Raw genomic sequence first — 24,214 nt, 5'->3', positions numbered from 1 at the left:
TCAGTGGGTCTCGGGGCGGAGGACCTTGGTCCGGAGGACCGACTCGTTCAGGTTCATCTGGCGGTCGAGCTCCTTGACGACCGCAGGCTCGGCCTGCAGGTCGATGACCGAGTAGATGCCCTCGGGCTTCTTCTTGATCTCGTACGAGAGACGACGACGGCCCCAGGTGTCGACCTTCTCGACCTTGCCGTTGCCCTCACGGACGACGGAGAGGAAGTTCTCGATCAGGGGGGCGACAGCGCGCTCCTCCAGATCGGGGTCGAGGATGACCATCACCTCGTAGTGACGCATGTGGAACCCACCTCCTTTGGACTCAGCGGCCACGGTCGTTCCGTGGCAGGAGGGTTGTGATGCGTACGCAACGGTATCGGCCGCCACTGACAATCGGGGGTGACCTCGCGGTTCCCCGAGCTGGCCCGGGCAGACACCGGTGCAGACGGTACACACTACCTGCACACCCGCTTCCGGTTGAAATCCGGCCGCCGTCGCCCACAATCTGTACACATCGGGTGTGTATGGCGCTACGATGCGCCGTCTTCCGCAGGAGGTGCCCTATGGCACAGGCATTGCGACCCAACACCGTCGGAGGCCTCTTCGCCACGGACGGAAAGCCCCACCCCCTCCAGGACACCCTGCTCGTGGTGACCCTGGTGCTGGGGATCACGTCCTTCGTCACGGCCCAGTTCCATTTCCTGCACCTGCTCAGCTCCTGGACCGGTCTTGTTGGCATCCTCACCGGTGCGTACGGCCAGTGGATCTCGGTGACGACCCGTGAACGCTTCGGCCTGATCCTGGGTCTCGGCGCCTCGGGAGTCGGCTTCTTCCTCGGCATGGCGCACGGCGGGCTCTTCGACCTCTGACGCCTAAGACCGCGCCCTCCTCGAACCGGTCACGGAGACCGACCTCCGAACACCGGTAGAACGGCGCATAGAACACCCTCGAACGCCGCGGCTGCTCGAAAGCCGGGGCGAAGCTTCCGTACGCCCAGTCGAGGCGCTCCAAAGGCGCAGTAGGCTTCGGCGCTAGAGCCGGAGCCCCTGTACCCATGGGGACACACCAGCCCGAGGAGCGCCCCGAATGAGCCTGACCCTGAGGACGATCAGTCGCGAGCAGCATCTGGCATACATCCAGAGCCTGCCTGCGGCGAGCCACATGCAGGTCCCGGCCTGGGCTGACGTCAAGGCGGAGTGGCGCTCGGAGAGCCTCGGCTGGTTCGACCGGAGTGGCGAGCTGGTGGGCGCGGGCCTCGTCCTCTACCGGCAGCTTCCCAAGATCAAGCGCTACCTCGCCTATCTGCCCGAGGGCCCGGTCATCAACTGGTTCACGCCGAATCTGACCGAGTGGCTGGAACCGATGCTCGCGCACCTGAAGAACCAGGGCGCCTTCTCCGTGAAGATGGGCCCGCCGGTGATCATCCGGCGCTGGGAAGCCACTTCCATCAAGGCGGGCATCCAGAACCCGGACGTGAAGCGGCTGAGGGACATCGAGGCCGACTTCATCGAGCCGCGCGCCTTCGAGGTCGCCGACAAGCTGCGCCGCATGGGCTGGCAGCAGGGCGAGGACGGTGGCGCCGGCTTCGGTGACGTCCAGCCGCGCTACGTCTACCAGGTCCCGCTGGCGAACCGCTCCCTGGAAGAGGTCCACAAGAACTTCAACCAGCTGTGGCGGCGCAACATCAAGAAGGCCGAGAAGGCCGGCGTCGAGGTCGTCCAGGGCGGTTACGAGGACCTCGCGGAGTGGCAGCGCCTGTACGAGATCACGGCTGTGCGCGACCACTTCCGGCCGCGCCCGCTGTCGTACTTCCAGCGCATGTGGACGGCCCTCAACACCGAGGACCCCAACCGCATGCGGCTGTACTTCGCCCGCCACAACGGCGTGAACCTGTCCGCGGCGACGATGCTGATCGTCGGCGGCCACGTCTGGTACTCCTACGGCGCCTCCGACAACATCGGCCGTGAGGTCCGGCCCTCGAACGCGATGCAGTGGCGCATGCTGCGCGACGCCTACGCGCTCGGTGCCACCGTCTACGACCTGCGCGGCATCTCCGACTCGCTGGACGAGACCGATCACCTCTTCGGCCTGATCCAGTTCAAGGTGGGCACGGGCGGGCAGGCCGCCGAGTACCTCGGGGAGTGGGACTTCCCGCTCAACAAGCTGCTCCACAAGGCGCTCGACATCTACATGTCGCGTCGCTGACCTCGCGTTCTCTGCTTCGATACCGTCAACAGCTGCACCGTCGATAGCTTCCATATCTCTGATACACCGCAGCCACCAGAAAGGTTCCAGGTCCGGCCATGGCGCTCACGCTCTACGTCGACACCGCGCGCTGGCGGGCGCACCACAAGCACGTGCAGGAGCAGTTCCCGGGTCTCGTCCCGGTCTGCAAGGGCAACGGCTACGGGTTCGGGCACGAGCGGCTCGCGGAGGAGGCCACGCGGCTCGGATCCGACGTCCTCGCCGTCGGCACGACGTACGAGGCCGCGCGCATCAAGGACTGGTTCGGCGGTGACCTGCTGGTGCTGACGCCGTACCGGCGCGGCGAGGAGCCGGTGCCGCTGCCCGACCGGGTCATCCGCTCGGTGTCGTCGGTGGACGGCGTGTACGGCCTGGTGGGCGCCCGTGTGGTCATCGAGGTGATGTCCTCGATGAAGCGGCACGGCGTGAGCGAGCGCGAACTGCCGCAGCTGCACGCCGCCATCGAGAACGTCCGGCTCGAGGGCTTCGCCATCCACCTGCCGCTGGACCGCACCGACGGCTCCGACGCCGTCGAGGAGGTCATCGGCTGGATGGACCGGCTGCGCGCGGCCCGGCTGCCGCTGCACACGATGTTCGTCAGCCACCTCAAGGCCGAGGAACTCGCCCGCCTCCAGCAGCAGTTCCCGCAGACCCGCTTCCGCGCCCGTATCGGCACCCGGCTGTGGCTGGGGGACCACGACGCCACCGAGTACCGCGGCGCGGTCCTGGACGTCACGCGCGTCTCCAAGGGCGACCGGTTCGGCTACCGGCAGCAGAAGGTGGCCTCTGACGGCTTCCTGGTGGTCGTGGCGGGCGGTACGTCGCACGGCGTGGGTCTGGAGGCCCCGAAGGCCCTCCACGGCGTCATGCCGCGCGCCAAGGGCGTCGCACGGGCCGGCCTCGCCACGGTCAACCGGAACCTTTCTCCGTTCGTCTGGGGCGGCAAGCAGCGCTGGTTCGCGGAGCCCCCGCACATGCAGGTCTCGATCCTGTTCGTCCCGGCGGACGCCCCCGAGCCGAAGGTCGGCGACGAGCTGGTCGCCCATCTGCGGCACACCACCACGCAGTTCGACCGTCTCGTCGACCGCTGACCCTCCGCCGCTCGGCCGCGCAGGACCAACACCGCCCGGCAACGCCGTAGCGACGAAAGGCCGTACACGGGCTCCTCCGTGTACGGCCTTTTCGCTGTAAGGCGCTTGTACGGCTCTTGTCCGTCTCTCCGGGGGCGGTCCGACGGTCGTCGTAGCCCCTCAGCCGCCCTGTTCGCTCAGAGCGAACTGCCGGGTGCCCCCTGGCTGCCCCACTCCACCTGCGGCCCTTCGAAGTGAGCCGCGTGCCGCGGCGGATGGGCCGCGGAACCGAGCACGAACACGTCCTCGGCCCGGTCGAGGACACCGCCCGAGGGATCGTCCTCGCCGGCCCGGCGCACCGGGTCGCGGTCCGGCATGAGGATGTCCCGCACGATGACGGCACACAGGTACAGCGTTCCGAGCAGGTGCACGCCGATGGCCCAGTGGTAGCCGTCCGGCGGCAGCCCCTTGTGGGCGTCCCCGCTGGTCGTGTAGGCGAGGTACGTCCAGATCCCGAGGAAGTACGCCACCTCACACGCCTGCCAGATCAGGAAGTCCCGCCACCGCGGCCGGGCCAGAACGGCCAGGGGCACCAGCCACAGGACGTACTGCGGTGAGTAGACCTTGTTGGTCAGGATGAACGCCGCGACGATCAGGAAGGCCAGCTGGGCGAAGCGTGGACGACGGGGCGCGGTGAGCGTGAGGGCGGCGACGCCGGCGCAGCACAGCAGCATCAGCAGCGTGGCCAGCGTGTTGACCGTCTCGGTGCTCAGCGGGTCGTCGGAGTTCTGGGCCATGATCAGCCAGAACGAACCGAAGTCGACGCCCCGCTCCTGGCTGAAGCGGTAGAACTGCGACCAGCCGTCCCAGGCGAGAAGCATCACCGGCAGGTTCACGACCAGCCAGGCGAGAGCGGTTCCCCCCAGAGCCTTCCCGAAGTCGCGCCACTTGCCCGCACGCCAGCACAGCACGAACAGCGGGCCGAGCAGGAAGACGGGATAGAGCTTGGCGGCCGTGGCGAGGCCCAACAGGATGCCGAAAGCCAGGGAGCGGCCACGCGACCACGCAAGCATCGCCGCGGCCGTCAGAGCGACCGCCAGCAGGTCCCAGTTGATGGTCGCGGTCAGCGCGAAGGCGGGCGCCAGGGCGACGAGCAGGCCGTCCCAGGGGCGCCTGGCGTGCGTGCGGGTCACGCAGACGGCGATGACGGCCGCACAGACCATCAGCATCCCGGCGTTGACCATCCAGTACCACTGCTCCTGGTCCTGGATGCTGCCGCTGCCCGGCGTGAGCCAGGCGGCGACCTCCATGAAGACGCCGGTCAGCACCGGGTACTCGAGGTACTGCATGTCGCCGGCGAGCTTGTCGAAGTACGGCACGAGGCCGTCGGCGAAGCCACGGCCCTGGTAGAGGTGCGGAATGTCCGAGTAGCAGGCGTGGGTGTACTGCGAACTGGCACCGAAGAACCAGGCACCGTTGTAGCAGGGCGCCTTCTGGACAAGACCGAGCGCGAACATGCCGATCGCGACGAGCGCGATGATCCGCACCGGAGTCCACCAGGACGTCCCGAGCAGGGCGCGCCGTCCGATGGGGCCACCGATCAGCTCACTCCCGCGCGCGGCGACCTCGTCCTCCTTGGTCGGCCGCACCGGATCCGGCTCGTGCACGCTCGTGGGCGTCGTCTCTGCGCTGGGCATGGGGCACATCCTGCCGTACGTGTCTGAGAACGGTGCGAGGGCGACCGGCGTGGGACGGTCGAGTGTTTCACGTGAAACCGACGTTTCACGTGAAACAGCGGCAAAGGCCGGTGGCCGGCACCCCGCATGGGATACCGGCCACCGGCCTGTCGGATCAGTGAGCTCGCGACTCAGCCCGATGGTCCACCGAAGATGCCACCGCTGCCGTTGCCATTGCCGTTGCCTCCGGAGTCATCGGTGGCTGTCTCCGTTGGCGTCGGTGACGTGGTCGTGCCTCCGTCCGAGCCACCGTTCTGTCCGCCGTTGCTGGTGTTGCACTGCCAATCGAATTCGCTGCACGTCTCGGTCGGTGTCGGCGTGGGCGTGGGCAGCGTCTGCGACGGTGTCGGGGTCGGCGTGGGGCTCTCCTCTACGGTGTCGGTGGGCGACGGCGCCACGGTCGGCGTCGGGGTCTCCTCGATGATCTCGCCGATGGGCTCGGCGTCGGGGAACTCCTCGTAGTCGATGCCCTTCATGGCCTCGGCCATGTAGTCCTTCCAGACCTGCGCCGGAATGTCACCACCGTGGATGGAGGGGACACCGCCGGTGCCGTTCATGGAAAGGAGCTTGCCCTTGCCGGGATCCGTCCGGAACAGCGTTACGGCCGTGGACAGCTCCCTGGTGTACCCGACGAACCACGCAGACTTGTTCTCGTCGGTCGTTCCCGTCTTGCCGGCCACCGGGAACCCGATGTCCGCGACCTTCTTGCCGGTGCCGTTCTTGACCACGTTCTCCAGGACGTCCGTCACGTTGTTCGCGACGTTCTCATCCATGGCGGTCTGCTCCTCCGGGGCCTCGAACCCGTCGAGGGGCTCGCCGTCCTTGAGCACCTTGGTGACCGAGTACGGCTCGTAGTGCGCTCCCGAGGCGGCGAAGGTGCCGTACGCGTCCGCCATGCGGATGGCGCTGGGGGTCGAGGTACCGAGCGAGAAGGACACGTTGTTGATGTTGGCCTTGTCGAAGAAGGCCGACGAGATGCCCATCTTGTTGGCCATCTTCTGGGTGTTGCGCAGGCCCACATCGATGCCCAACTGCGCGAAGGGGCTGTTGATCGACTGCTCCATGGCCTTCCTGAGCGTGACATCGCCCCAGGCCGTGGTGCCCTCGTTCTTCTGCCGGAACGGCTTTCCGTCGTTGCCCATGATCGGATCGCCGTTCTGATCCTTGATCTCGAGCAGGTCGTCGCCGTTGTACTTGGCCAGCGGGGAGAGCGGCTCACCCTCGGTCTTGTAGGTCCCGTACTCCATCGCCGCGGCCAGCACGATGGGCTTCCAGGTCGATCCGACCGGTACACCCAGGGTGTTGGCGTTGTTGGAGTAGTGCCCCTTGTCGTAGCCCTCGCCGCCGTACAGCGCGACGATCGCTCCGCTCTTGGGGTCGACCGAGGCGCCACCGAACTGGACGTACTTGTCCTTCTCGCGCTTCTTGGGGTCGAGGAAGCTCTTCCGGGTCTTCTGGACGGCCGCCGCCAGCTCGTTGACCTTGTCCTTGTCGAAGGTCGTGTAGATGCGGTAGCCGCCCTTTTCCAGATCCTCCGGGGACAGACCCGCCTTCTTGGCGACGTACTCCTTGGCGATGTCGATCAGGTAGCCGGACTGCCCGGACAGGTTCGAGCTCTGCTTCTTGAACTTGGGGAAGTCGCCGACCTTGGCACGGTCCGCCGCCGGGAGGCGCCCCACCTCGACCATGCGGTCGAGGATCCACGACCAGCGGTCCTTGGCCCTCCTGGTGTTGTCCTCCGCCGAGGCACCCGCTCCCACACCGCCGTCGGGGTTGTAGAAGTTCGGACCCTTCAGCACGGAGGCGAGGAACGCGCACTGGGAGGTGGTGAGGTTCTTGGCGTCCACACCGAAGTACGCCTGAGCCGCCGCCTGGATGCCGTAGGAGTTACGGCCGTAGTAGGCGGTGTTGAGGTAGCCCGCGAGGATGTCGTCCTTGGACAACTGCTGGCCCACCTTGATGGAGATGAACAGCTCCTTGAACTTACGGGAGATGGTCTGTTCCTGGCTCAGGTAGGTGTTCTTCACGAACTGCTGGGTGATCGTCGAACCACCCTGCGTCTCGCCGCCCTTCGCCATGTTGAGGAGGGCGCGGGCGATACCGGCGGGGTCGATGCCGTTGTCCTTGTAGAAGGACGCGTTCTCGGCGGCGACCACCGCGTTCTTCATGTCCTTCGGGATCTCGGCGTTGCTCACCAGCTGGCGGTTCGTCTGGCCACCGGTCGAGGCCATCTGCTTGCCGTTGGACCAGTAGAAGACGTTGTTCTGCGCCATGGCCGTGTCCTGGGCCTTGGGGATGCCCACCATGGCGTACCCGATACCGGCCGCGGCGACCAGGCCGCCCATGAAGGCGAGGAAGACTCCGGTGACGAGCTTCCACGACGGCAGCCAGCGCGCCATGCCGTACTTGCCCGCGCGCGGATAGTCGATGAACCGCTTCCCGGCCGGCGGGGCCGCACGCCCTCGGCCGCGCCCGGGGCCGTGCGGCCCGTCGGGAGCTGCGCGGCGGCCACCCCTACCCGGTTCGGCCGCTCTGCGGCGGCCACCGCCGCTTCTCTGGGCCGCGCGGCGTGCTTCCGCGCGGCCTCCGTACGGACGTTCCTCGCCACCCGAACCGACAGAATCCGACCTATACGTGTCGGAGAGGGATCCGGTGGCGCCTCGCGGTGCCGCTCGGCGGCCGGAGGACGAGCCGGCCTGACCGCGTCGGGCCGCGGCACGTCCGCCTCCCTGCGGCGGCGGCGGTTTGCGACGGTGCTCGCTCATCGAACGACTACTCCTCGGGCAGGCGCACCCCTGGGCGCCTGACAACGGCGGCAGATTTCCGGTCCCCCCGGAGTACGGATGCGGTCGGTTCCGCATTCACCCGTACTGCACCAAGGATGACGACGCCCTCGGGCGTCACTCGGTTCCCAGTGCTGTGCATGGCGCACAGACTACGCACCGCCAAAGTCCTCCTAGTCCCGAACTTCACCCCAAATCAGGCAACTCGCTCCACATGAATCGTTGATGTGATCCCGTTCACCGTTCCCCCACTTGTGGCGCCCGGAAGGCCGTTCTATCGTCGTGATGTATCGAGTCGATACATCAGCGCGAGATAAGACGAGGAGGCGAGGGGTGAGCCGACGTTCCGGGATCCTCGAATTCGCCGTACTCGGACTACTGCGCGAGTCCCCGATGCACGGCTATGAGCTGCGCAAACGACTCAATACGTCGCTGGGCGTGTTCCGTGCCTTCAGCTACGGCACGCTCTATCCCTGCCTCAAGACGCTGGTCGCCAACGGCTGGTTGATCGAGGAACCGGGGAACACCACCGAGGACGCACTCGCCGCACCCCTCGCGGGCCGTCGCGCCAAGATCGTCTACCGGTTGACGGCTGAAGGTAAGGAGCACTTCGAGGACCTGCTCTCCCAGACCGGACCCGACGCGTACGAGGACGAGCATTTCGCTGCCCGATTTGCCTTCTTCGGACGCACACCCCAGGACGTGCGCATGCGCGTGCTGGAGGGCCGTCGCAGTCGGCTGGAAGAGCGCCTGGAAAAGATGAGCGCCTCTCTGGCGCGCACCCGGGAGCGCCTCGACGACTACACGCTTGAGCTCCAGCGCCACGGGATGGAGTCCGTGGAGCGCGAAGTGCGCTGGCTGAATGAGCTCATCGAGAGCGAGCGGGCCGGGCGGGACCTCAAGGGTCCCGTCTCCGGGGGGTCCGACTCGCGGGACACCACATCTGGAGCGCCGGGCGGCCTGCCCCGGCCGGAGGACGACCTCCGACCGGATACGCCCGGCGACACCGCCACGTGAGATCCACTCAGGACCTCACTCGTACACACAGGGAGCAACCGGAATGGGTTCGGTTCGCGTAGCCATCGTCGGCGTCGGAAACTGCGCCGCGTCGCTGGTTCAGGGAGTCGAGTACTACAAGGACGCCGACCCGGCGTCGAAGGTCCCCGGCCTCATGCACGTGCAGTTCGGCGACTACCACGTCCGTGACGTCGAGTTCGTCGCTGCCTTCGATGTCGACGCGAAGAAGGTCGGCCTCGACCTGGCGGACGCCATCGGCGCCAGCGAGAACAACACCATCAAGATCTGCGACGTGCCGCACACCGGCGTGTCCGTCCAGCGCGGCCACACCCTCGACGGCCTCGGCAAGTACTACCGCGAGACCATCGAGGAGTCCGCCGAGGCCCCGGTCGACGTCGTCCAGGTCCTCAAGGACAAGCAGGTCGACGTCCTGGTCTGCTACCTGCCGGTGGGCTCCGAGGACGCCGCGAAGTTCTACGCCCAGTGCGCTATCGACGCCAAGGTCGCCTTCGTCAACGCGCTGCCGGTCTTCATCGCCGGTACGAAGGAATGGGCGGACAAGTTCACCGAGGCCGGCGTGCCGATCGTCGGTGACGACATCAAGTCCCAGGTCGGTGCCACCATCACGCACCGCGTCATGGCGAAGCTGTTCGAGGACCGCGGCGTCATCCTGGACCGCACGATGCAGCTGAACGTCGGCGGCAACATGGACTTCAAGAACATGCTCGAGCGTGACCGCCTGGAGTCCAAGAAGATCTCCAAGACGCAGGCCGTCACCTCGCAGATCCCCGACCGTGAGCTCGGCGAGAAGAACGTCCACATCGGCCCGTCCGACTACGTCGCGTGGCTCGACGACCGCAAGTGGGCGTACGTCCGCCTCGAGGGCCGCGCCTTCGGTGACGTCCCGCTGAACCTGGAGTACAAGCTCGAGGTCTGGGACTCCCCGAACTCCGCCGGCGTCATCATCGACGCCCTGCGCGCCGCGAAGATCGCCAAGGACCGCGGCATCGGCGGCCCGATCCTGTCGGCGTCGAGCTACTTCATGAAGTCCCCGCCGGTCCAGTACTTCGACGACCAGGCCCGCGAGAACGTCGAGAAGTTCATCAAGGGTGAGGTCGAGCGCTGAAGCATTCGGCGCCGCACTAGAACGCTCCTGCCAGAGCTGCCGAGGGTCCCCGGGTTCTACCACCCGGGGACCTTCCCGTATGTGAGGCTTTTCCCCATGTCCGTCGTACGCGACCTGCGGGTCCTGCTGCGCCTGCGGAACTTCCGGCGCCTGCTCGTCGTACGCCTGCTCTCGCAGGGCGCCGACGGCGTCTACCAGACCGCGCTCGCCACGTACGTCGTCTTCTCCCCGGAGAAACAGACCTCGGCCACCGCGATCGCCTCCGCCATGGCGGTACTGCTCCTGCCGTACTCCCTGGTGGGCCCCTTCTCCGGCGTCCTCCTGGACCGCTGGCGCCGCCGCCAGGTCCTGCTGTACGGCAGCCTGCTGCGCACCCTGCTGGCCACGGCCACCGCCGCCCTGATCGTCACCGACGTGCCGGACTGGCTCTTCTACGTCTCCGCCCTGTGCGTCACCGCCGTCAACCGCTTCGTGCTGTCCGGCCTGTCCGCCGCCCTGCCGCGCGTGGTCGACGACGAACGGCTCGTCATCGCCAACTCCCTGTCCCCGACCGCGGGAACGCTCGCCGCGACCGCCGGCGCCGGACTGGCCTTCGTCGTACGGCTGGTGGTCTGGGACTCGGATGCCGCCGTCGTGCTCCTGGGTGCCGTCCTGTACCTGTGCGCCGGGCTGGCTTCCCTGCGCATGGCACCGGAACTGCTCGGCCCCGATCGCGAGTTGGTGCAGCCACGCCTCATGACGGCGCTCTCCGGCACCGCGCGCGACCTGGCCGCCGGAGTACGCCATCTCTCCGCTCCGCCCCGCCGAGAGGCCGCCTGGGCGCTCTTCTCCATGACCCTGATGCGCTTCTGCTACGGCGCCCTGCTGGTCATGCTGCTGATGCTGTGTCGGTACGCCTTCTCCTCCGACACCGATGACGGACTCGCCCTGCTGGGGCTGGCGTTGGGCGTCTCCGGCGCCGGCTTCTTCGCGGCGGCCGTGCTGACGCCGTGGACCGCGGCACGGCTCGGACCCGGACGGTGGATCGCCGTGTGCGCGGGGGCGGCCGCCGTCCTGGTGGCCGCCCTCGGCCTGCCGTTCGCCACAACTCCCATGCTGGCCGCGGCATTCGTCCTGGGTCTGACGACACAGGGCGCGAAGATCGCGACGGACACGATCGTGCAGTCGTCGGTGGAGGACGGTTTCCGGGGCCGAACCTTTTCGGTTTACGACGTGCTGTTCAACGTCGCCTTCGTCGGAGCGGCCGGAGTGGCCGCTCTGATGCTGCCACCGGACGGCCGTTCGGCCCCTCTTGTGGTCACAGTCGCCGTTATCTACGGGGCAGTTGCTGTGGCTATGGCCCGCTTTGAGGCTCGAGCTGTGTCACATCAATGACACAGAGCCACTCCTGAGTACTGAGTTGTCAGTGGGTGCCGGTAGCTTACGTCCGTCTTACATCGCGCCATTGTTCGCGATCACGCACCCATGTTCTAGGGGGACCCCCAAGTGACAACGCCGCCGCAGGGCAATCCATTCGCCCAGGGCCAGAACCCGTACGCCCAGGGCCAGCCGCCGCAGGGCCAGGCCCCGTACCCGCAGCAGCCGGGCCAGCCGGGGTTCCCGCAGGGTGGAGCGCCGTACGCACCGGTTCCGCCGCAGCAGCCCAGCCGCAAGCTCAGCTTCAAGACGATCAAGAACATCGTTATCGGTGTGGTCGTCGTGACGGCGGTCGTCGGTGGATACATAGCCAGCCGCGACGACGCGAACACCGCGGCGGTCGGTGACTGCATGCACCGCGGCAGCACCAGCGACACCAACCCGGACCTCGAGGTCGTCGACTGCAGCTCTTCGGAAGCCCAGTACGAGGTGATGGCCAAGATCGAGGGCACGTACCTGACGCAGCTCTCCGCCAGTAACAAGTGCGAAGCCGAAGCTAAGGGCTTCCAGTACACGTACACGCAGAGCGGCGACGGCTCCGAGTTCCTGCTCTGCCTCAAGGACAAGAAGTAGGGCGGACAGCAAAGAGGGCGGTGTTTCACGTGAAACACCGCCCCACAGCACCCGCACCGGGGCCATGTTTCACGTGAAACATGGCCCCGTTTCACGTCTCAGCTCTGCTCGGCCCACCACTCCTTGAGCGCGGCCACCGCCTCATCGTGTTCCATCGGCCCGTTCTCCAGCCGCAGCTCCAGCATGTGCTTGTACGCGCTGCCGATGACCGGACCGGGCCCGACACCGAGGATCTCCATGATCTGGTTGCCGTCGAGGTCGGGGCGGATGGAGTCGAGTTCCTCCTGCTCCTGGAGCTGGGCGATGCGCTCCTCCAGGCCGTCGTAGGCGCGGGACAGCGCCGCCGCCTTGCGCTTGTTGCGGGTCGTGCAGTCCGAGCGCGTCAGCTTGTGCAGACGGTCCAGGAGCGGGCCGGCGTCACGGACATAGCGACGGACCGCGGAGTCCGTCCACTCGCCCATGCCGTAGCCGTGGAAGCGCAGGTGGAGTTCGACCAGACGCGAGACGTCCTTCACCAGCTCGTTGGAGTACTTCAGCGCCGTCATGCGCTTCTTGGTCATCTTCGCGCCGACCACCTCGTGGTGGTGGAACGAGACGCGGCCGTCCTTCTCGAATCGACGCGTACGCGGCTTGCCGATGTCATGCAGGAGCGCCGACAGCCGGAGGGTGAGGTCGGGACCGTTCTCCTCCAGCGCCATCGCCTGCTCCAGGACGATCAGCGAGTGCTCGTAGACGTCCTTGTGACGGTGATGCTCGTCGCTCTCCAGCCGCAGAGCCGGCAACTCGGGCAGCACATGTTCGGCGAGCCCGGTGTCGACCAGCAGCGTCAGGCCCTTGCGAGGGTAGGCGGAGAGGATCAGCTTGTTCAGCTCGTCCCGGACCCGCTCCGCCGAGACGATCTCGATACGCCCGGCCATCTCCTTCATGGCCGTCACGACCTCGGGAGCCACGTCGAAATCGAGCTGTGCCGCGAAGCGCGCCGCCCGCATCATGCGCAGCGGGTCGTCCGAGAACGACGCCTCCGGCGTGCCCGGCGTCCGCAGCACACGCTCCGCGAGATCCTCCAGCCCGCCGTGCGGGTCGACGAACTCCTTCTCCGGCAGCGCGACGGCCATCGCGTTCACCGTGAAGTCACGCCGGACGAGGTCCTCCTCGATCGATTCGCCGTAGGACACCTCGGGCTTGCGCGAGGTTCGGTCGTACGCCTCCGCGCGGTAAGTCGTGACCTCGATCTGATAGCCGTCCTTCTGGACACCGACCGTGCCGAAGGCGATCCCGACCTCCCAGACCGAGTCCGCCCACGGGCGCACGATCTTCAGTACGTCCTCGGGGCGGGCATCGGTCGTGAAGTCCAGGTCGTTGCCGAGCCGACCGAGGAGCGCGTCCCGGACCGAGCCGCCGACCAGGGCGAGTGAGAACCCGGCCTCCTGGAAGCGGCGAGCGAGGTCGTCGGCGACAGGCGCGACGCGCAGCAGCTCGCTCAGCGCGCGCTGCTGCACCTGACTCAGGACACTGGACTTGTCTTCGTTGGCGTTCGGCACAACAGAAAAGGGTACGTGGCCCGGGCAGCGCCGAGCGCCTCCATTAAATGTGCACACGATGCGCACGGACGCGCCTGTCCATACGCGCACAAGGCCTGCGCTCGAGACGCAGGGAAACGCTCCCCTTTATTCCCGCACATACAGGACAGCCCGGCGAGCTGGACCGATCTTGCGGGACGGTCCGCGGCACTTCCCCTCAGCGCGCATCGTTACCATGCGTGGACGCACATTCCGACGACCACTGACGACGACGAGGGACGGGCGAGCGCGTGGCCGAGGCGGCAGACTTCCAGGGGATGAGTCCCTCACCTGCCCGCCGCTGGCTGCGGCGCACCGGAGCACTGATCGCCGGGGCGCCGCTGCTGGCCGGCCTGCTCCAGCTGCCTGCCGCCGCGCCCTCGCACGCCGCGGGACAGGACTCCCTGAAAGCCGCTTCCGGCTCCGACACGGTGGCCGTCGCTGTGGACTCGCTCACCCCCTCCGTCCCCAGTGAGGGCGACACGCTGACGGTGTCCGGCACGGTGACCAACGAGGGCAAGCAGGCGGTCACCGACGCTCAGGTGGACCTGCATCTGGGTTCCGCGCTGAACACGCGCTCGGACATCGACGCGATCGCCCAGCAGCCCGATCAGCGCTCGGGCCTCGCCGGGGCCCCGGTGGGCGGAAAGTACGTCCAGGAGTTCGCCAAGCTCACGCCCGGCGTCTCCCAGCACTTCAGCATCTCCGTGCCGGTCGACAAGCTGGACCTCGGCGGGGACGGCGTGTACCAGTTCGCCGTCTCCCTGTCCGGCGAGACGGCCGCGCAGCCCTGGGAGCGGCTCCTCGGCGTCCAGCGGACGTTCCTGCCGTGGCAGCCGGAGGAGTCCGACACGAAGACCCGGACGACGGTTCTGTGGCCGCTCATCTCCTCGTCGCACATGACGGCCGAGACGGGGTCGGACGAGGCGCAGACGCCGGTCTTCCGTGACGACGATCTCGCCCAGGAGCTCGCCCCGGGCGGCCGTCTCCAGCAGCTCGTGGCGCTGGGGAAGCAACTCGACGTCACCTGGGTGATCGACCCCGACCTGCTTGCCTCCGTCGACGCGATGACGGACAGCTACCGCGTGCAGGGCGAGGGCGACGCGACCACGGCGGGTACCCACCAGGAGGTGGCCAAGCGATGGCTGGCCGACCTCCAGCAGGCGGTGCAGGACAAGGAGGTCGTCGCCCTCCCCTTCGCCGACCCCGACCTGGCGTCCCTGGCCCACAACGGCACGAACGTCACCGGCTCCCTGAATCACCTCAAGGAGGCCACCGACGTCGCCTTCGACACCGTCGCGTCGATCCTCCACGTGGAATCGACGACCGACTTCGCCTGGCCCGTGAACGGCGCCGTCGACCCGTCCATCGTCAAGGTCGCCACCTCCGCCGGCGCGGACAAGGTGATCGCCCGCAGCGACAGCCTCGTGGAGACCGGCGGCCTGCCCTACACGCCCTCCGCCGCCCGCCCCATCGGCGGCGGCACGACGGCGGTGGCGGCCGACGCGCGGATGTCGACGGTGTTCCAGGGGAACCTGACCAGGGCATCGAGCTCGACGCTCGCCGTACAGCGGTTCCTCGCCCAGAGCCTGGCCCTGAACCACCAGACGGGCAAGCAGCGCAGCATCGTCGTCGCCCCGCAGCGGATGCCGACGGCGAGCCAGGCCCAAGCTATGGCCGACGCGGTGACGGCGCTCCAGGACGGCACCTGGTCCGAGCCCCAGGAGCTCACCGCAGCCGCCTCGGCCAAGCCCGACTCCGGCGCCGCCACCAAGGTGCCGTCTGCGTCCCGGTACCCCTCCTCGCTGCGCAAGCAGGAGCTGCCGCGCGCGGCCTTCGAGCAGATCGAGAACACGCGGGACAAGCTCGACAACTTCAAGGTGATCCTCACCAACCAGTCTCGGGTCGTGACCCCCTTCGGGCGGGCCATGAACCGCGAGATGTCCACCTCGTGGCGCGGACGATCGGCGGAGGCGGCCGACTATCGCAACGGCGTAGAGGCGTACATCAACTCCCTGGCCGGCCAGGTCACTCTGATCGAGAAGTCCGAGACCAAGCTCTCCGGACGCAGCGCCACGATCCCCGTCACCGTGCAGAACAACCTGGTGCAGGACGTCGACCATCTGGTGCTGCGCCTCACCTCGACGAGCCCGAGGCGCCTGGAGATCGACGGCGACACCTACTCCGAACAGGACGTCTCGGTCTCCGGCGGACACAGCCAGACGGTGAAGTTCAGCACCTCGGCCCAGGCCAACGGCCAGGCCACCGTGATCGCCCAGCTGTACACGGAGGACGGCCAGAAGTACGGTTCGCCCGTCACGTTCGACGTGAAGGTCACCGAGTTCACGGCCACCGTGATGCTGGTCATCGGCGGCGGCTTCCTGCTGCTGGTCCTCGCCGGATTCCGGATGTACACGCAGCGCAAGCGCGCGGCGGCGGCCCGGGACGCCGGGGAGGACGGCTCCCAGGAGAACGGTGAGACCGACGGCGATCCGGAGAACCCGGAAGACACCGAGAGCCGTCTCACTCCCGAGGACCTTCTCAAGGAGGAGTCCCGTGCGGGTACCCGGGCAGACGCCTCGGAGCAGCCGAGTGACCCGACACCGGACACCGCAGCGGAAAACGCCGACCCGTCCGGCACGGGTGAGAGAGTGGACCGTTGAGCGATGTCGTGGCCGGTGGGCCCGGGACGATGAGGTGGGGTAGCCATGAACGCGCCGTACGACGGTGACCGCGGCCAGGCCGCGGGCAGCTCGGGGCACCCCGAGGGCCCGCCGCCCGAGAACGGCCAGGTACCGCCGCAGCACCCGGCGGACATGTACCTCCAGGACGCCTACGACCAGGACCCCTACCGAGGCCAGGAACTCTCCGCTCAGGACCCGGTCGCCGAGGCGCTGTACGACCGCGCCGCGCACCCGCCGCCCGCGCCCGGCACGTACCCGCCGCAGCAGCCGTTGTACGGTCAGCCGCCCCAGTCCCCGTACGCCCCCGACCCCCGGGTGTGGGCCCAGACCCCGGCGCCCGAGCCGGAGGGCCCGACCCAGTACCTGCCGTACGGCGACGACCCCCGTACCACCCAGTACGTGGGCGTGGACGACCTCGTCTCCCACTCGACCGACCAGCAGCCCGAGCACGACGCCTTCGCGCACCTCTTCCGGGACCAGCAGCAGGGCGGCCACCCCCAGTACCAGTCCCCGGCCACGGTCCCAGCGCCCGCCCCGGCGCCCGCCGCAGCGGTCCCCACGCCGCCCGCAGGCGACGAGGAAGCCGCGCCGGCTCCCGCCCCGGCTCCTGCCGCGAAGAAGGGCGGGCGGGCCGGCGGCCTGCTGAAGTCGAGCGCCGTGATGGCCGCGGGCACGATGGTGTCCCGGCTCACAGGGTTCGTCCGGTCGGCCATGATCGTCTCCGCGCTGGGCCTCGGACTGCTCGGCGAATCGTTCCAGGTGGCCTACCAGCTGCCGACGATGATCTACATCCTGACTGTCGGCGGCGGCCTGAACTCGGTGTTCGTGCCGCAGCTCGTCCGCTCCATGAAGGAGGACGAGGACGGCGGCGAGGCGTACGCCAACCGGCTGCTGACGCTCGTCATGGTCATCCTCGGTCTGCTCACCGCGCTCGCCATGTTCGCCGCGCCCCTGCTCGTCCGGGCGCTGTCGACCCCCTTGGCCAACGACGCGGCCGCCAACGAGACCGCTGTCACCTTCACCCGCTACTTCCTGCCCTCGATCTTCTTCATGGGCATCCACGTAGTGATGGGACAGATCCTGAACGCCCGCGGCCGCTTCGGCGCGATGATGTGGACCCCGGTCCTGAACAACATCGTCATCATCGTGACGCTCGGCGCCTTCCTGTGGGTGTACGGCACCGCCGATCACTCCGGCATGAAGGTCACCAACATCCCGGCGGAGGGCGTTCGGCTGCTCGGCGTCGGCGTACTCCTCGGCCTCGTCGTTCAGGCGCTCGCGATGATCCCGTACCTGCGGGAGACCGGATTCAGGCTGCGGCTCCGCTTCGACTGGAAGGGCCACGGCCTCGGCAAGGCCGCGATGCTGGCCAAGTGGACGATCCTCTTCGTCCTCGCCAACCAGGCGGGCGCCCTCGTCGTCACCCAGCTGGCCACGGCCGCGATCACGGATTCCGGCGTCGCCGGCACGGGCTTCAGCGCCTACGCCAACGCTCAGCTCATCTGGGGCCTGCCGCAGGCCATCATCACCGTCTCTCTGATGGCCGCTCTGCTGCCCCGCATCTCGCGCTCGGCCGCCGAGGACGACGCCGGTGCGGTACGCGACGACATCTCGCAGGGCCTGCGCACCACGGCGGTCGCGATCGTGCCGCTCGCCTTCGGCTTCCTGGCGCTCGGTATCCCGATGTGCACCTTGATGTTCGGCTCCTCGGGCACCAGCGAGGCCACCAACATGGGCTACATGCTGATGGCCTTCGGCCTCGGCCTGATCCCGTACTCGGTGCAGTACGTCGTCCTGCGCGCCTTCTACGCCTACGAGGACACCCGAACGCCCTTCTACAACACCGTCATCGTCGCGGCCGGCAACGCCCTCGCCTCGGCCCTCTGCTACGTCGTTCTACCGGCCCGCTGGGCCGTGGTCGGCATGGCCGCGTCGTACGGACTGGCCTACTCGATCGGCGTCGGCGTCGCCTGGCGCAGGCTGCGCAAGAAGCTGGGCGGCGACCTCGACGGCACCAAGGTGATGCGGACGTACGCCAGACTCGGCATCGCCTCGGTGCCCGCGGCCCTGCTGAGCGGTGCCGCCTGCTACGGGATCACCCAGACCCTCGGTCAGGGTGTCCTCGGTTCCTTCGCCGCTCTGCTGGCCGGTGGAGCCGTGCTGCTCGGGACGTTCTTCATCGCCGCGCGCCGGATGCGCATCGACGAGCTGAACTCACTGGTCGGCATGGTTCGCGGGCGTCTGGGTCGCTGAGGCGGGGGTACGCGCACAACCATCGTCCGCCACCGTGTGTCGTGCATAGCGGCGGACTGTGGGCACAATTGGTTTCGGCGTCGGACGGCGTGCTCGTGGTCCAGGAGTACGCAACGGATGGGGAGGCAGGAACGACGGTGGCGGAACGGAGCACAGCTGCCGTCGACGTGGCAGACAACAGCGGTGACGAGCCGCTGACCGCACACGCGGACCAGTCCACGGCCGACGGGGTGGCCAAGAATCGGGAGCGGGACACGGACATCGACGAGGCACAGGGGAGTGGCGGGACCGAGGGTCCCGAAAAAGCCTCACCGCCCGAACTGCACAGCGGTCACAAGCTCGCCAGACGCTACCGCCTGGAGGAGTGCGTCACCCGTCTGGACGGTTTCAGCAGCTGGCGTGCGGTCGACGAGAAACTCCGTCGCGCGGTCGGCGTGCACATCCTGCCCGCGGATCATGCGCGGGCCCGTTCGGTACTGGCCGCGGCCCGCTCCTCGGCGCTGCTCGGCGACCCCCGTTTCGTCCAGGTCCTCGACGCCGTCGACGAGAACGACCTCGTCTACGTCGTCCACGAATGGCTCCCCGACGCCACCGAGTTGACGACGCTGCTCGCCTCCGGCCCGCTGGAGGTGTACGAGGCCTACCAGATGGTCACCCAGGTGTCCGCCGCCATGGCCGCCGCACACCGCGAGGGCCTGGCCCATCTGCGGCTCAACCCGAACGCCGTGCTGCGCACGTCGACCGGCCAGTGGCGCATCCGCGGCCTCGCGGTGAACGCCGCGCTGCGCGGCATCAGTTCGGAGACCCCGCAGCGCACCGACACGGAGGCCATCGGAGCCCTGCTGTACGCCGCGCTCACCCAGCGCTGGCCGTACGAGAGCGACGCCTACGGCCTGTCCGGGCTGCCCAAGGACGTCGGTCTGATCGCCCCGGACCAGGTGCGGGCCGGCGTGCACCGCGGTCTGTCCGAGCTCGCCATGCGCGCGCTCGCCAACGACGGCGCGACCGCCTCCCGCCACGAGTCCGCGTGCACCACGCCGGAAGAGCTGGTGAAGGCGATCGGCGAGATGCCCCGCATCCGCCCGCCGGAGCCGACGTTCACCGCTCCGCCGGACTACCAGCGCACGACGTACCAGCAGGGCACGTACGGCCGCCAGGCGCCGCACCCCGGCGCCACCCAGGTGTTGCCGACGCCGCCGCCCCCGCTGCAGAGCCGCACCGGCAAAGCACTGAAGTGGGCCGTCTCCGCGCTCCTGATCGCCGCCCTGGGCCTGGGCAGCTGGCAGCTCGCGGACGCCCTCATGGACCAGGGCAACAAGTCCGAGGACTCCAATCAGACGCAGACGAACGACGGCGACAACGACAAGACCGGCGACAAGAACAAGCCGGCCAAGCCCCTCAGCATCGAGGGTGCCCAGGAGTACGTGGCCGAGGGCGACGCCCAGCACCCCGGCGACGTGGACCTGACGTACGACAGCAGCACAACGACGGGGTGGCGCACCAACAGCTACAACGACGGCCCGAAGATAGTGATCAAACCCGGTGTCGGCATCGTCTACGACCTCGGCTCCAGCCAGGAGGTGTCGAGCGCGACGCTTTCCCTCCGGTACGGCGGCGATCACACCACCGTCAAGCTGTACGCGACCGACTCGCTGGACTCGTCCACACCGCTGAGCTCGATGAAGGCGCTGGGCGAGGCGACGACGAGTGGCACCTCTGCGAAGGTGACCGTCGACAAGCCGGTGAAGAGTCGCTATGTGCTGGTCTGGCTGACGGCGATGCCCTATTCCGGAGAGGATTCCGCCAACTTCAGCCGCCCCGGCTACAAGCAGGCCATCACCGACGTGAAGTTCGCCGGCTGACAGCTCACCACATCCCAGGGGAGGGGGTCCGATGGCAGATGACACCGCATACGGCGACGCGAGCGACCAGGACCTCCTGGCACGGCATGTAGAAGGCGATCACGACGCCTTCGGTGAGCTCGTGCGGCGTCACCGTGACCGCCTCTGGGCGGTGGCCCTACGAACGCTGGGCGACCGCGAGGAGGCCGCTGACGCCGTCCAGGACGCCCTCGTGTCCGCCTACCGGGCCGCCCACACCTTCCGGGGCCAGTCGGCCGTCACGACGTGGCTGCACCGGATCACAGTGAACGCCTGCCTCGACCGCGCCCGCAAGGCGGCCTCCAGGAAGACCTCCCCCGTCGACGACACCGAGCGCCTCGAGCAGCTGCTGGAGCCGCACGAGTCCGCCTCGGCACCCGCGGAGCGCAACGATCTGCACCGCCAGCTGCTGGAGGCACTCGGCACGCTCCCGCCCGACCAGCGAGCCGCGCTCGTCCTCGTGGACATGCAGGGGTACCCGGTCGCGGAGGCGGCCCGAGTACTCGATGTGCCGACCGGCACGGTCAAGAGCCGATGTGCGCGTGGCAGAGCCAGACTCCTGCCACTCCTGACGCATCTCCGTCCGGAGACTGCCAGAGACGGCAAGGATTCCGGCGAGCGGCGGAACCGGACGCAGGGGACATCCGTCCCACCGGCAGCGGGTCCACAGGGCACGGGGCCACAAGCCACGGATCCGCGCGACAACGGGCCGAGTGATTCAGCTGCAGTGAAGGGCGGAGGTGGGCGAGCGTGACATCCACGACTGACACGACCGGGCACCCGGACGTCGCCGAGATCTCCGACCTCACCGAGGGCCTTCTCTCTCCGTCCAGGACCGCCGATCTACGCCGGCATCTGAACGAGTGCGAGCTGTGCGCCGACGTCCATGCCTCGCTGGAGGAGATCCGGGGACTGCTCGGCACGCTGCCCGGCCCGGCACGCATGCCCACCGATGTCGCCGAACGCATCGACGCCGCGCTCGCCGCAGAGGCTCTGCTGAGCGCCACGGCCCCCGAAGACGTTGACCACGCGAAGCTCGCCGGCGCCGGGCACTCGGTCTCCGCCGTGGACGACGGTGCGCATGTTTCACGTGAAACATCGGCATCGGCAGGGCGCCCTTCGGGCCACGCCCGCTCCTCGACCACCGGCCCCGGCCGCAAGGACCGCAAGAAGGGCGGTCGACGCAAGGTCGCCGTCCTGAGCGCCGCGTTCACGGCCGCCGCCCTGGGCCTCGGATCCGTGCTGCTGACGTCACTCATGGGTGGCGGAGGCTCCGGTCCAACGGCTGACGGCGGGAAAGGCGACACCTTCTCCGCAGCGAAGCTGGAGAAGCAGGTCTCCTCTCTTCTTGCCAAGAGCGAAGGCTCCGCGGAGGGCTCGAAGAAGCCCGACCGCAGCCTGGGCATGCAGGGCACCCACGACCCCGCGGGCCCTCGGACCTTCCGCGAGGTCACCGTGCCCGACTGCATCCGCCAGGGCATTGGTCGCGACGACACCGCCCTCGCTGCCGAGGAAGGCCGCTTCAAGGGCAGGGAAGCTCTGCTCGTCGTGTTGCTCGATGCCTCTGATGTCAGCCGGGTCACCGCCTACGTCATGGATGCGACCTGTGTGAAGCAGCCATCGACCGCCAAGGCCGAGATCCTCCTGAAGGACTCCTACGCGCGCGGCTGAGAGGGACGACGATTCGTCCTCCGTCCGAGGCCGGGAACCCCACAATGTGACGTCACCGTGTGCCCGGACACAGTGGGAATGCGCGCCCCTTAGGATCCGTTGGGTGGGGTGAGAGTCCTGAAAGGGCCTCTCCCCGGTCCGACGACGCATTCCAGAGACGAGGAATCAAGCCGTGAGCGACGTCCGTAACGTGATCATCATCGGCTCCGGGCCTGCCGGCTACACGGCGGCGCTCTACACCGCGCGCGCGTCGCTGAAGCCGCTGGTGTTCGAAGGAGCCGTCACCGCTGGCGGTGCGCTCATGAACACCACCGAGGTCGAGAACTTCCCCGGCTTCCAGGACGGCATCATGGGCCCCGAGCTCATGGACAGCATGCGCGCCCAGGCCGAGCGCTTCGGCGCCGAGCTCGTCCCGGACGACATCGTCAACGTCGACCTGAGTGGTGAGATCAAGACCGTCACCGACACCGCGGGCACGGTCCACCGGGCGAAGGCCATCATCGTCGCCACCGGCTCGCAGCACCGCAAGCTCGGCCTGCCGAACGAGGACGCCCTCTCCGGTCGCGGCGTCTCGTGGTGCGCCACCTGTGACGGCTTCTTCTTCAAGGACCAGGACATCGCCGTGATCGGCGGTGGCGACACCGCGATGGAAGAGGCCACCTTCCTCTCCCGCTTCGCCAAGTCCGTGACGATCGTCCACCGCCGCGACACCCTGCGCGCCTCCAAGGCGATGCAGGACCGCGCCTTCGCCGACCCGAAGATCAAGTTCGTCTGGGACAGCGAGGTCGCGGAGGTCCAGGGCGACCAGAAGCTCTCCGGCCTGAAGCTGCGCAACGTCAAGACCGGTGAGCTCTCGGACCTGGCGGTCACCGGCCTGTTCATCGCGATCGGCCACGACCCGCGCACCGAGCTGTTCAAGGGCCAGCTGGAGCTGGACGAGGAGGGCTACCTCAAGGTCAACGCCCCCTCGACCCGCACCAACCTCACCGGTGTCTTCGGCGCCGGCGACGTGGTCGACCACACCTACCGGCAGGCGATCACGGCAGCCGGCACCGGCTGTTCCGCCGCTCTCGACGCCGAGCGCTTCCTCGCCGCCCTCGCGGACGAAGAGAAGGCCGAGCCCGAGAAGACCTCCGTCTGACCCCCATCCGCCCCACGCACCAATCAGTAAAGGAGCCCGCCGTGGCCGGCACCCTTAAGCATGTGACTGACGACTCCTTCGAGCAGGACGTCCTCAAGAGCGACAAGCCTGTCCTGGTCGACTTCTGGGCCGCCTGGTGCGGTCCGTGCCGCCAGATCGCGCCGTCTCTCGAGGCGATCGCCGCCGAGCACGGCGACAAGATCGAGATCGTCAAGCTCAACATCGACGAGAACCCGGGTACGGCCGCCAAGTACGGCGTCATGTCCATCCCGACGCTGAACGTCTACCAGAACGGTGAGGTCGCCAAGACCATCGTTGGTGCGAAGCCGAAGGCCGCGCTCCTGCGCGACCTCGAGGACTTCATCGCCGAGTGACGTTTCACGTGAAACACGAATGGGCCAACCCCCTCGGGTTGGCCCATTCGCTTTAGAGGGGACGCAGCGCCGGCTCCTTCTGCACAGCGCCCAGCAGCCGGTCGATCGCCATCTCCACGTCTTCCTTCCACGACAGCGTCGTCCGCAGTTCCAGACGCAGGCGCGGGGAAGTGGGGTGAGGGCGGACCGTCTTGAAGCCCACGGCCAGGAGATGGTCTGCGGGCAGCACACAGGCCGGCTCTTTCCACCGTGCGTCCCCGAACGCCTCAATCGCCTTGAAGCCCCGCCGCAGCAGATCCTTGGCGACCGTCTGAACCATCACGCGCCCCAGCCCCTGCCCCTGATAGCCCGGCATGATGAACGCCGTCATCAGCTGCACCGCATCGGGCGAGACAGGGCTCGTGGGGAACGCCGTCGAGCGGGGCACGTAAGCCGGAGGCGCGTACAGCACAAAGCCGACCGGCACCTCGTCGACGTAGACGACACGGCCGCAGGAGCCCCAGTCCAGCAAGACGGCGGAGATCCAGGCTTCCTTCTCCAGGGCGGGCGTCCCGGCCTTCAGCGCGGCCTCACCGCTGACCGGGTCCAGCTCCCAGAAGACACACGAGCGGCAGCGCTTGGGAAGGTCCGGAAGGTTGTCCAGCGTGAGCGGTACGAGCCGACGCCCCATGAAGGCTGTTCCTCGCTTCCTTCGCC

General features: G+C 68.1%; 19 protein-coding genes. 14 read left to right on the top strand and 5 right to left on the bottom strand.

What is annotated here, in order from left to right; all coding sequences use genetic code 11:
* On the bottom strand, nt 1-291 hold the full coding sequence (rpsF, locus tag ACIRD7_RS30275) for a 30S ribosomal protein S6 (protein WP_005482942.1): 291 nt from the start codon (nt 289-291) through the stop codon (nt 1-3).
* A 263-nt stretch (nt 292-554) separates the two neighbouring features.
* On the opposite strand from rpsF, the gene ACIRD7_RS30270 reads away from it, so the two are divergent.
* The 3 genes from ACIRD7_RS30270 (at nt 555) to ACIRD7_RS30260 (ending at nt 3,326) form a co-directional block, all read left to right on the top strand.
* Complete coding sequence (locus ACIRD7_RS30270; RefSeq protein WP_403458579.1) at nt 555-860, top strand: hypothetical protein; 306 nt, start codon at nt 555-557, stop codon at nt 858-860.
* Nucleotides 861-1,077: 217 nt separating this feature from the next.
* Nucleotides 1,078-2,196: a peptidoglycan bridge formation glycyltransferase FemX gene (gene femX, locus ACIRD7_RS30265; protein ID WP_403458578.1), complete on the top strand. Its 1,119-nt coding sequence runs from the start codon at nt 1,078-1,080 to the stop codon at nt 2,194-2,196.
* Nucleotides 2,197-2,294: 98 nt separating this feature from the next.
* Nucleotides 2,295-3,326 carry an alanine racemase gene (locus tag ACIRD7_RS30260; RefSeq protein WP_403458577.1) on the top strand — a complete coding sequence of 344 codons (1,032 nt, stop codon included), beginning with the start codon at nt 2,295-2,297 and terminating at the stop codon, nt 3,324-3,326.
* A gap of 176 nt (nt 3,327-3,502) precedes the next feature.
* Here the strand turns inward: ACIRD7_RS30260 and ACIRD7_RS30255 are convergent, their stop codons facing one another.
* Complete coding sequence (locus ACIRD7_RS30255; protein WP_403458575.1) at nt 3,503-5,002, bottom strand: glycosyltransferase family 87 protein; 1,500 nt, start codon at nt 5,000-5,002, stop codon at nt 3,503-3,505.
* A gap of 170 nt (nt 5,003-5,172) precedes the next feature.
* The gene (locus tag ACIRD7_RS30250) at nt 5,173-7,806 is read right to left on the bottom strand and encodes a transglycosylase domain-containing protein (protein ID WP_403458574.1); all 2,634 of its coding nucleotides are present in this window, start codon (nt 7,804-7,806) and stop codon (nt 5,173-5,175) included.
* Between the two features lie 351 nt (nt 7,807-8,157).
* Here ACIRD7_RS30250 and ACIRD7_RS30245 point away from each other — a divergent pair, with 351 nt between their 5' ends.
* The 4 genes from ACIRD7_RS30245 to ACIRD7_RS30230 all read left to right on the top strand — a co-directional run bounded on the left by ACIRD7_RS30245 (nt 8,158) and on the right by ACIRD7_RS30230 (nt 11,956).
* A complete protein-coding gene (locus ACIRD7_RS30245; RefSeq protein WP_403458573.1) occupies nt 8,158-8,841 on the top strand; it encodes a PadR family transcriptional regulator in 684 nt (227 codons plus the stop codon).
* Nucleotides 8,842-8,884: 43 nt separating this feature from the next.
* Nucleotides 8,885-9,967 (top strand): inositol-3-phosphate synthase, encoded by a 1,083-nt coding sequence (locus ACIRD7_RS30240; protein ID WP_403458572.1) that lies wholly within the window; start codon nt 8,885-8,887, stop codon nt 9,965-9,967.
* A 96-nt stretch (nt 9,968-10,063) separates the two neighbouring features.
* Entirely contained in the window at nt 10,064-11,341 is a 1,278-nt protein-coding gene (locus ACIRD7_RS30235) for an MFS transporter (RefSeq protein ID WP_403458571.1), read from the top strand.
* A 111-nt stretch (nt 11,342-11,452) separates the two neighbouring features.
* A complete protein-coding gene (locus ACIRD7_RS30230) occupies nt 11,453-11,956 on the top strand; it encodes a hypothetical protein (protein ID WP_403458570.1) in 504 nt (167 codons plus the stop codon).
* A 98-nt stretch (nt 11,957-12,054) separates the two neighbouring features.
* Here the strand turns inward: ACIRD7_RS30230 and ACIRD7_RS30225 are convergent, their stop codons facing one another.
* Entirely contained in the window at nt 12,055-13,497 is a 1,443-nt protein-coding gene (locus ACIRD7_RS30225) for a CCA tRNA nucleotidyltransferase (RefSeq protein ID WP_403458569.1), read from the bottom strand.
* Nucleotides 13,498-13,766: 269 nt separating this feature from the next.
* On the opposite strand from ACIRD7_RS30225, the gene ACIRD7_RS30220 reads away from it, so the two are divergent.
* From ACIRD7_RS30220 to trxA, 7 genes are all read left to right on the top strand, one after another.
* Nucleotides 13,767-16,178 (top strand): DUF6049 family protein, encoded by a 2,412-nt coding sequence (locus tag ACIRD7_RS30220; protein ID WP_403458568.1) that lies wholly within the window; start codon nt 13,767-13,769, stop codon nt 16,176-16,178.
* A 45-nt stretch (nt 16,179-16,223) separates the two neighbouring features.
* Nucleotides 16,224-18,452 (top strand): murein biosynthesis integral membrane protein MurJ, encoded by a 2,229-nt coding sequence (murJ, locus tag ACIRD7_RS30215; RefSeq protein ID WP_403458566.1) that lies wholly within the window; start codon nt 16,224-16,226, stop codon nt 18,450-18,452.
* Nucleotides 18,453-18,589: 137 nt separating this feature from the next.
* Nucleotides 18,590-20,314, top strand: coding sequence for a protein kinase family protein (locus ACIRD7_RS30210; protein WP_403458565.1), 1,725 nt, complete (start codon nt 18,590-18,592; stop codon nt 20,312-20,314).
* A 31-nt stretch (nt 20,315-20,345) separates the two neighbouring features.
* Nucleotides 20,346-21,086, top strand: coding sequence for an RNA polymerase sigma factor SigM (gene sigM, locus ACIRD7_RS30205; protein ID WP_403458564.1), 741 nt, complete (start codon nt 20,346-20,348; stop codon nt 21,084-21,086).
* Nucleotides 21,083-22,003 carry an anti-sigma factor family protein gene (locus ACIRD7_RS30200; protein WP_403458563.1) on the top strand — a complete coding sequence of 307 codons (921 nt, stop codon included), beginning with the start codon at nt 21,083-21,085 and terminating at the stop codon, nt 22,001-22,003. Before sigM ends, ACIRD7_RS30200 begins: the two co-directional genes overlap by 4 nt.
* Before the next feature lie 172 nt (nt 22,004-22,175).
* Nucleotides 22,176-23,144, top strand: coding sequence for a thioredoxin-disulfide reductase (gene trxB / locus ACIRD7_RS30195; protein WP_403458562.1), 969 nt, complete (start codon nt 22,176-22,178; stop codon nt 23,142-23,144).
* A gap of 41 nt (nt 23,145-23,185) precedes the next feature.
* The gene (gene trxA, locus ACIRD7_RS30190; RefSeq protein WP_403458561.1) at nt 23,186-23,518 is read left to right on the top strand and encodes a thioredoxin; all 333 of its coding nucleotides are present in this window, start codon (nt 23,186-23,188) and stop codon (nt 23,516-23,518) included.
* 52 nt (nt 23,519-23,570) lie between these two features.
* Here the strand turns inward: trxA and ACIRD7_RS30185 are convergent, their stop codons facing one another.
* Nucleotides 23,571-24,188 carry a GNAT family N-acetyltransferase gene (locus ACIRD7_RS30185; RefSeq protein WP_403458560.1) on the bottom strand — a complete coding sequence of 206 codons (618 nt, stop codon included), beginning with the start codon at nt 24,186-24,188 and terminating at the stop codon, nt 23,571-23,573.
* Between the last annotated feature and the right edge of the window lie 26 nt (nt 24,189-24,214).

It is taken from the genome of Streptomyces sp. NPDC093568 (genome assembly GCF_044764945.1).
Lineage (GTDB): Bacteria > Actinomycetota > Actinomycetes > Streptomycetales > Streptomycetaceae > Streptomyces.
Note: the sequence above shows the minus strand (reverse complement) of the source record. Positions and strands in the feature narration are given on the sequence as shown.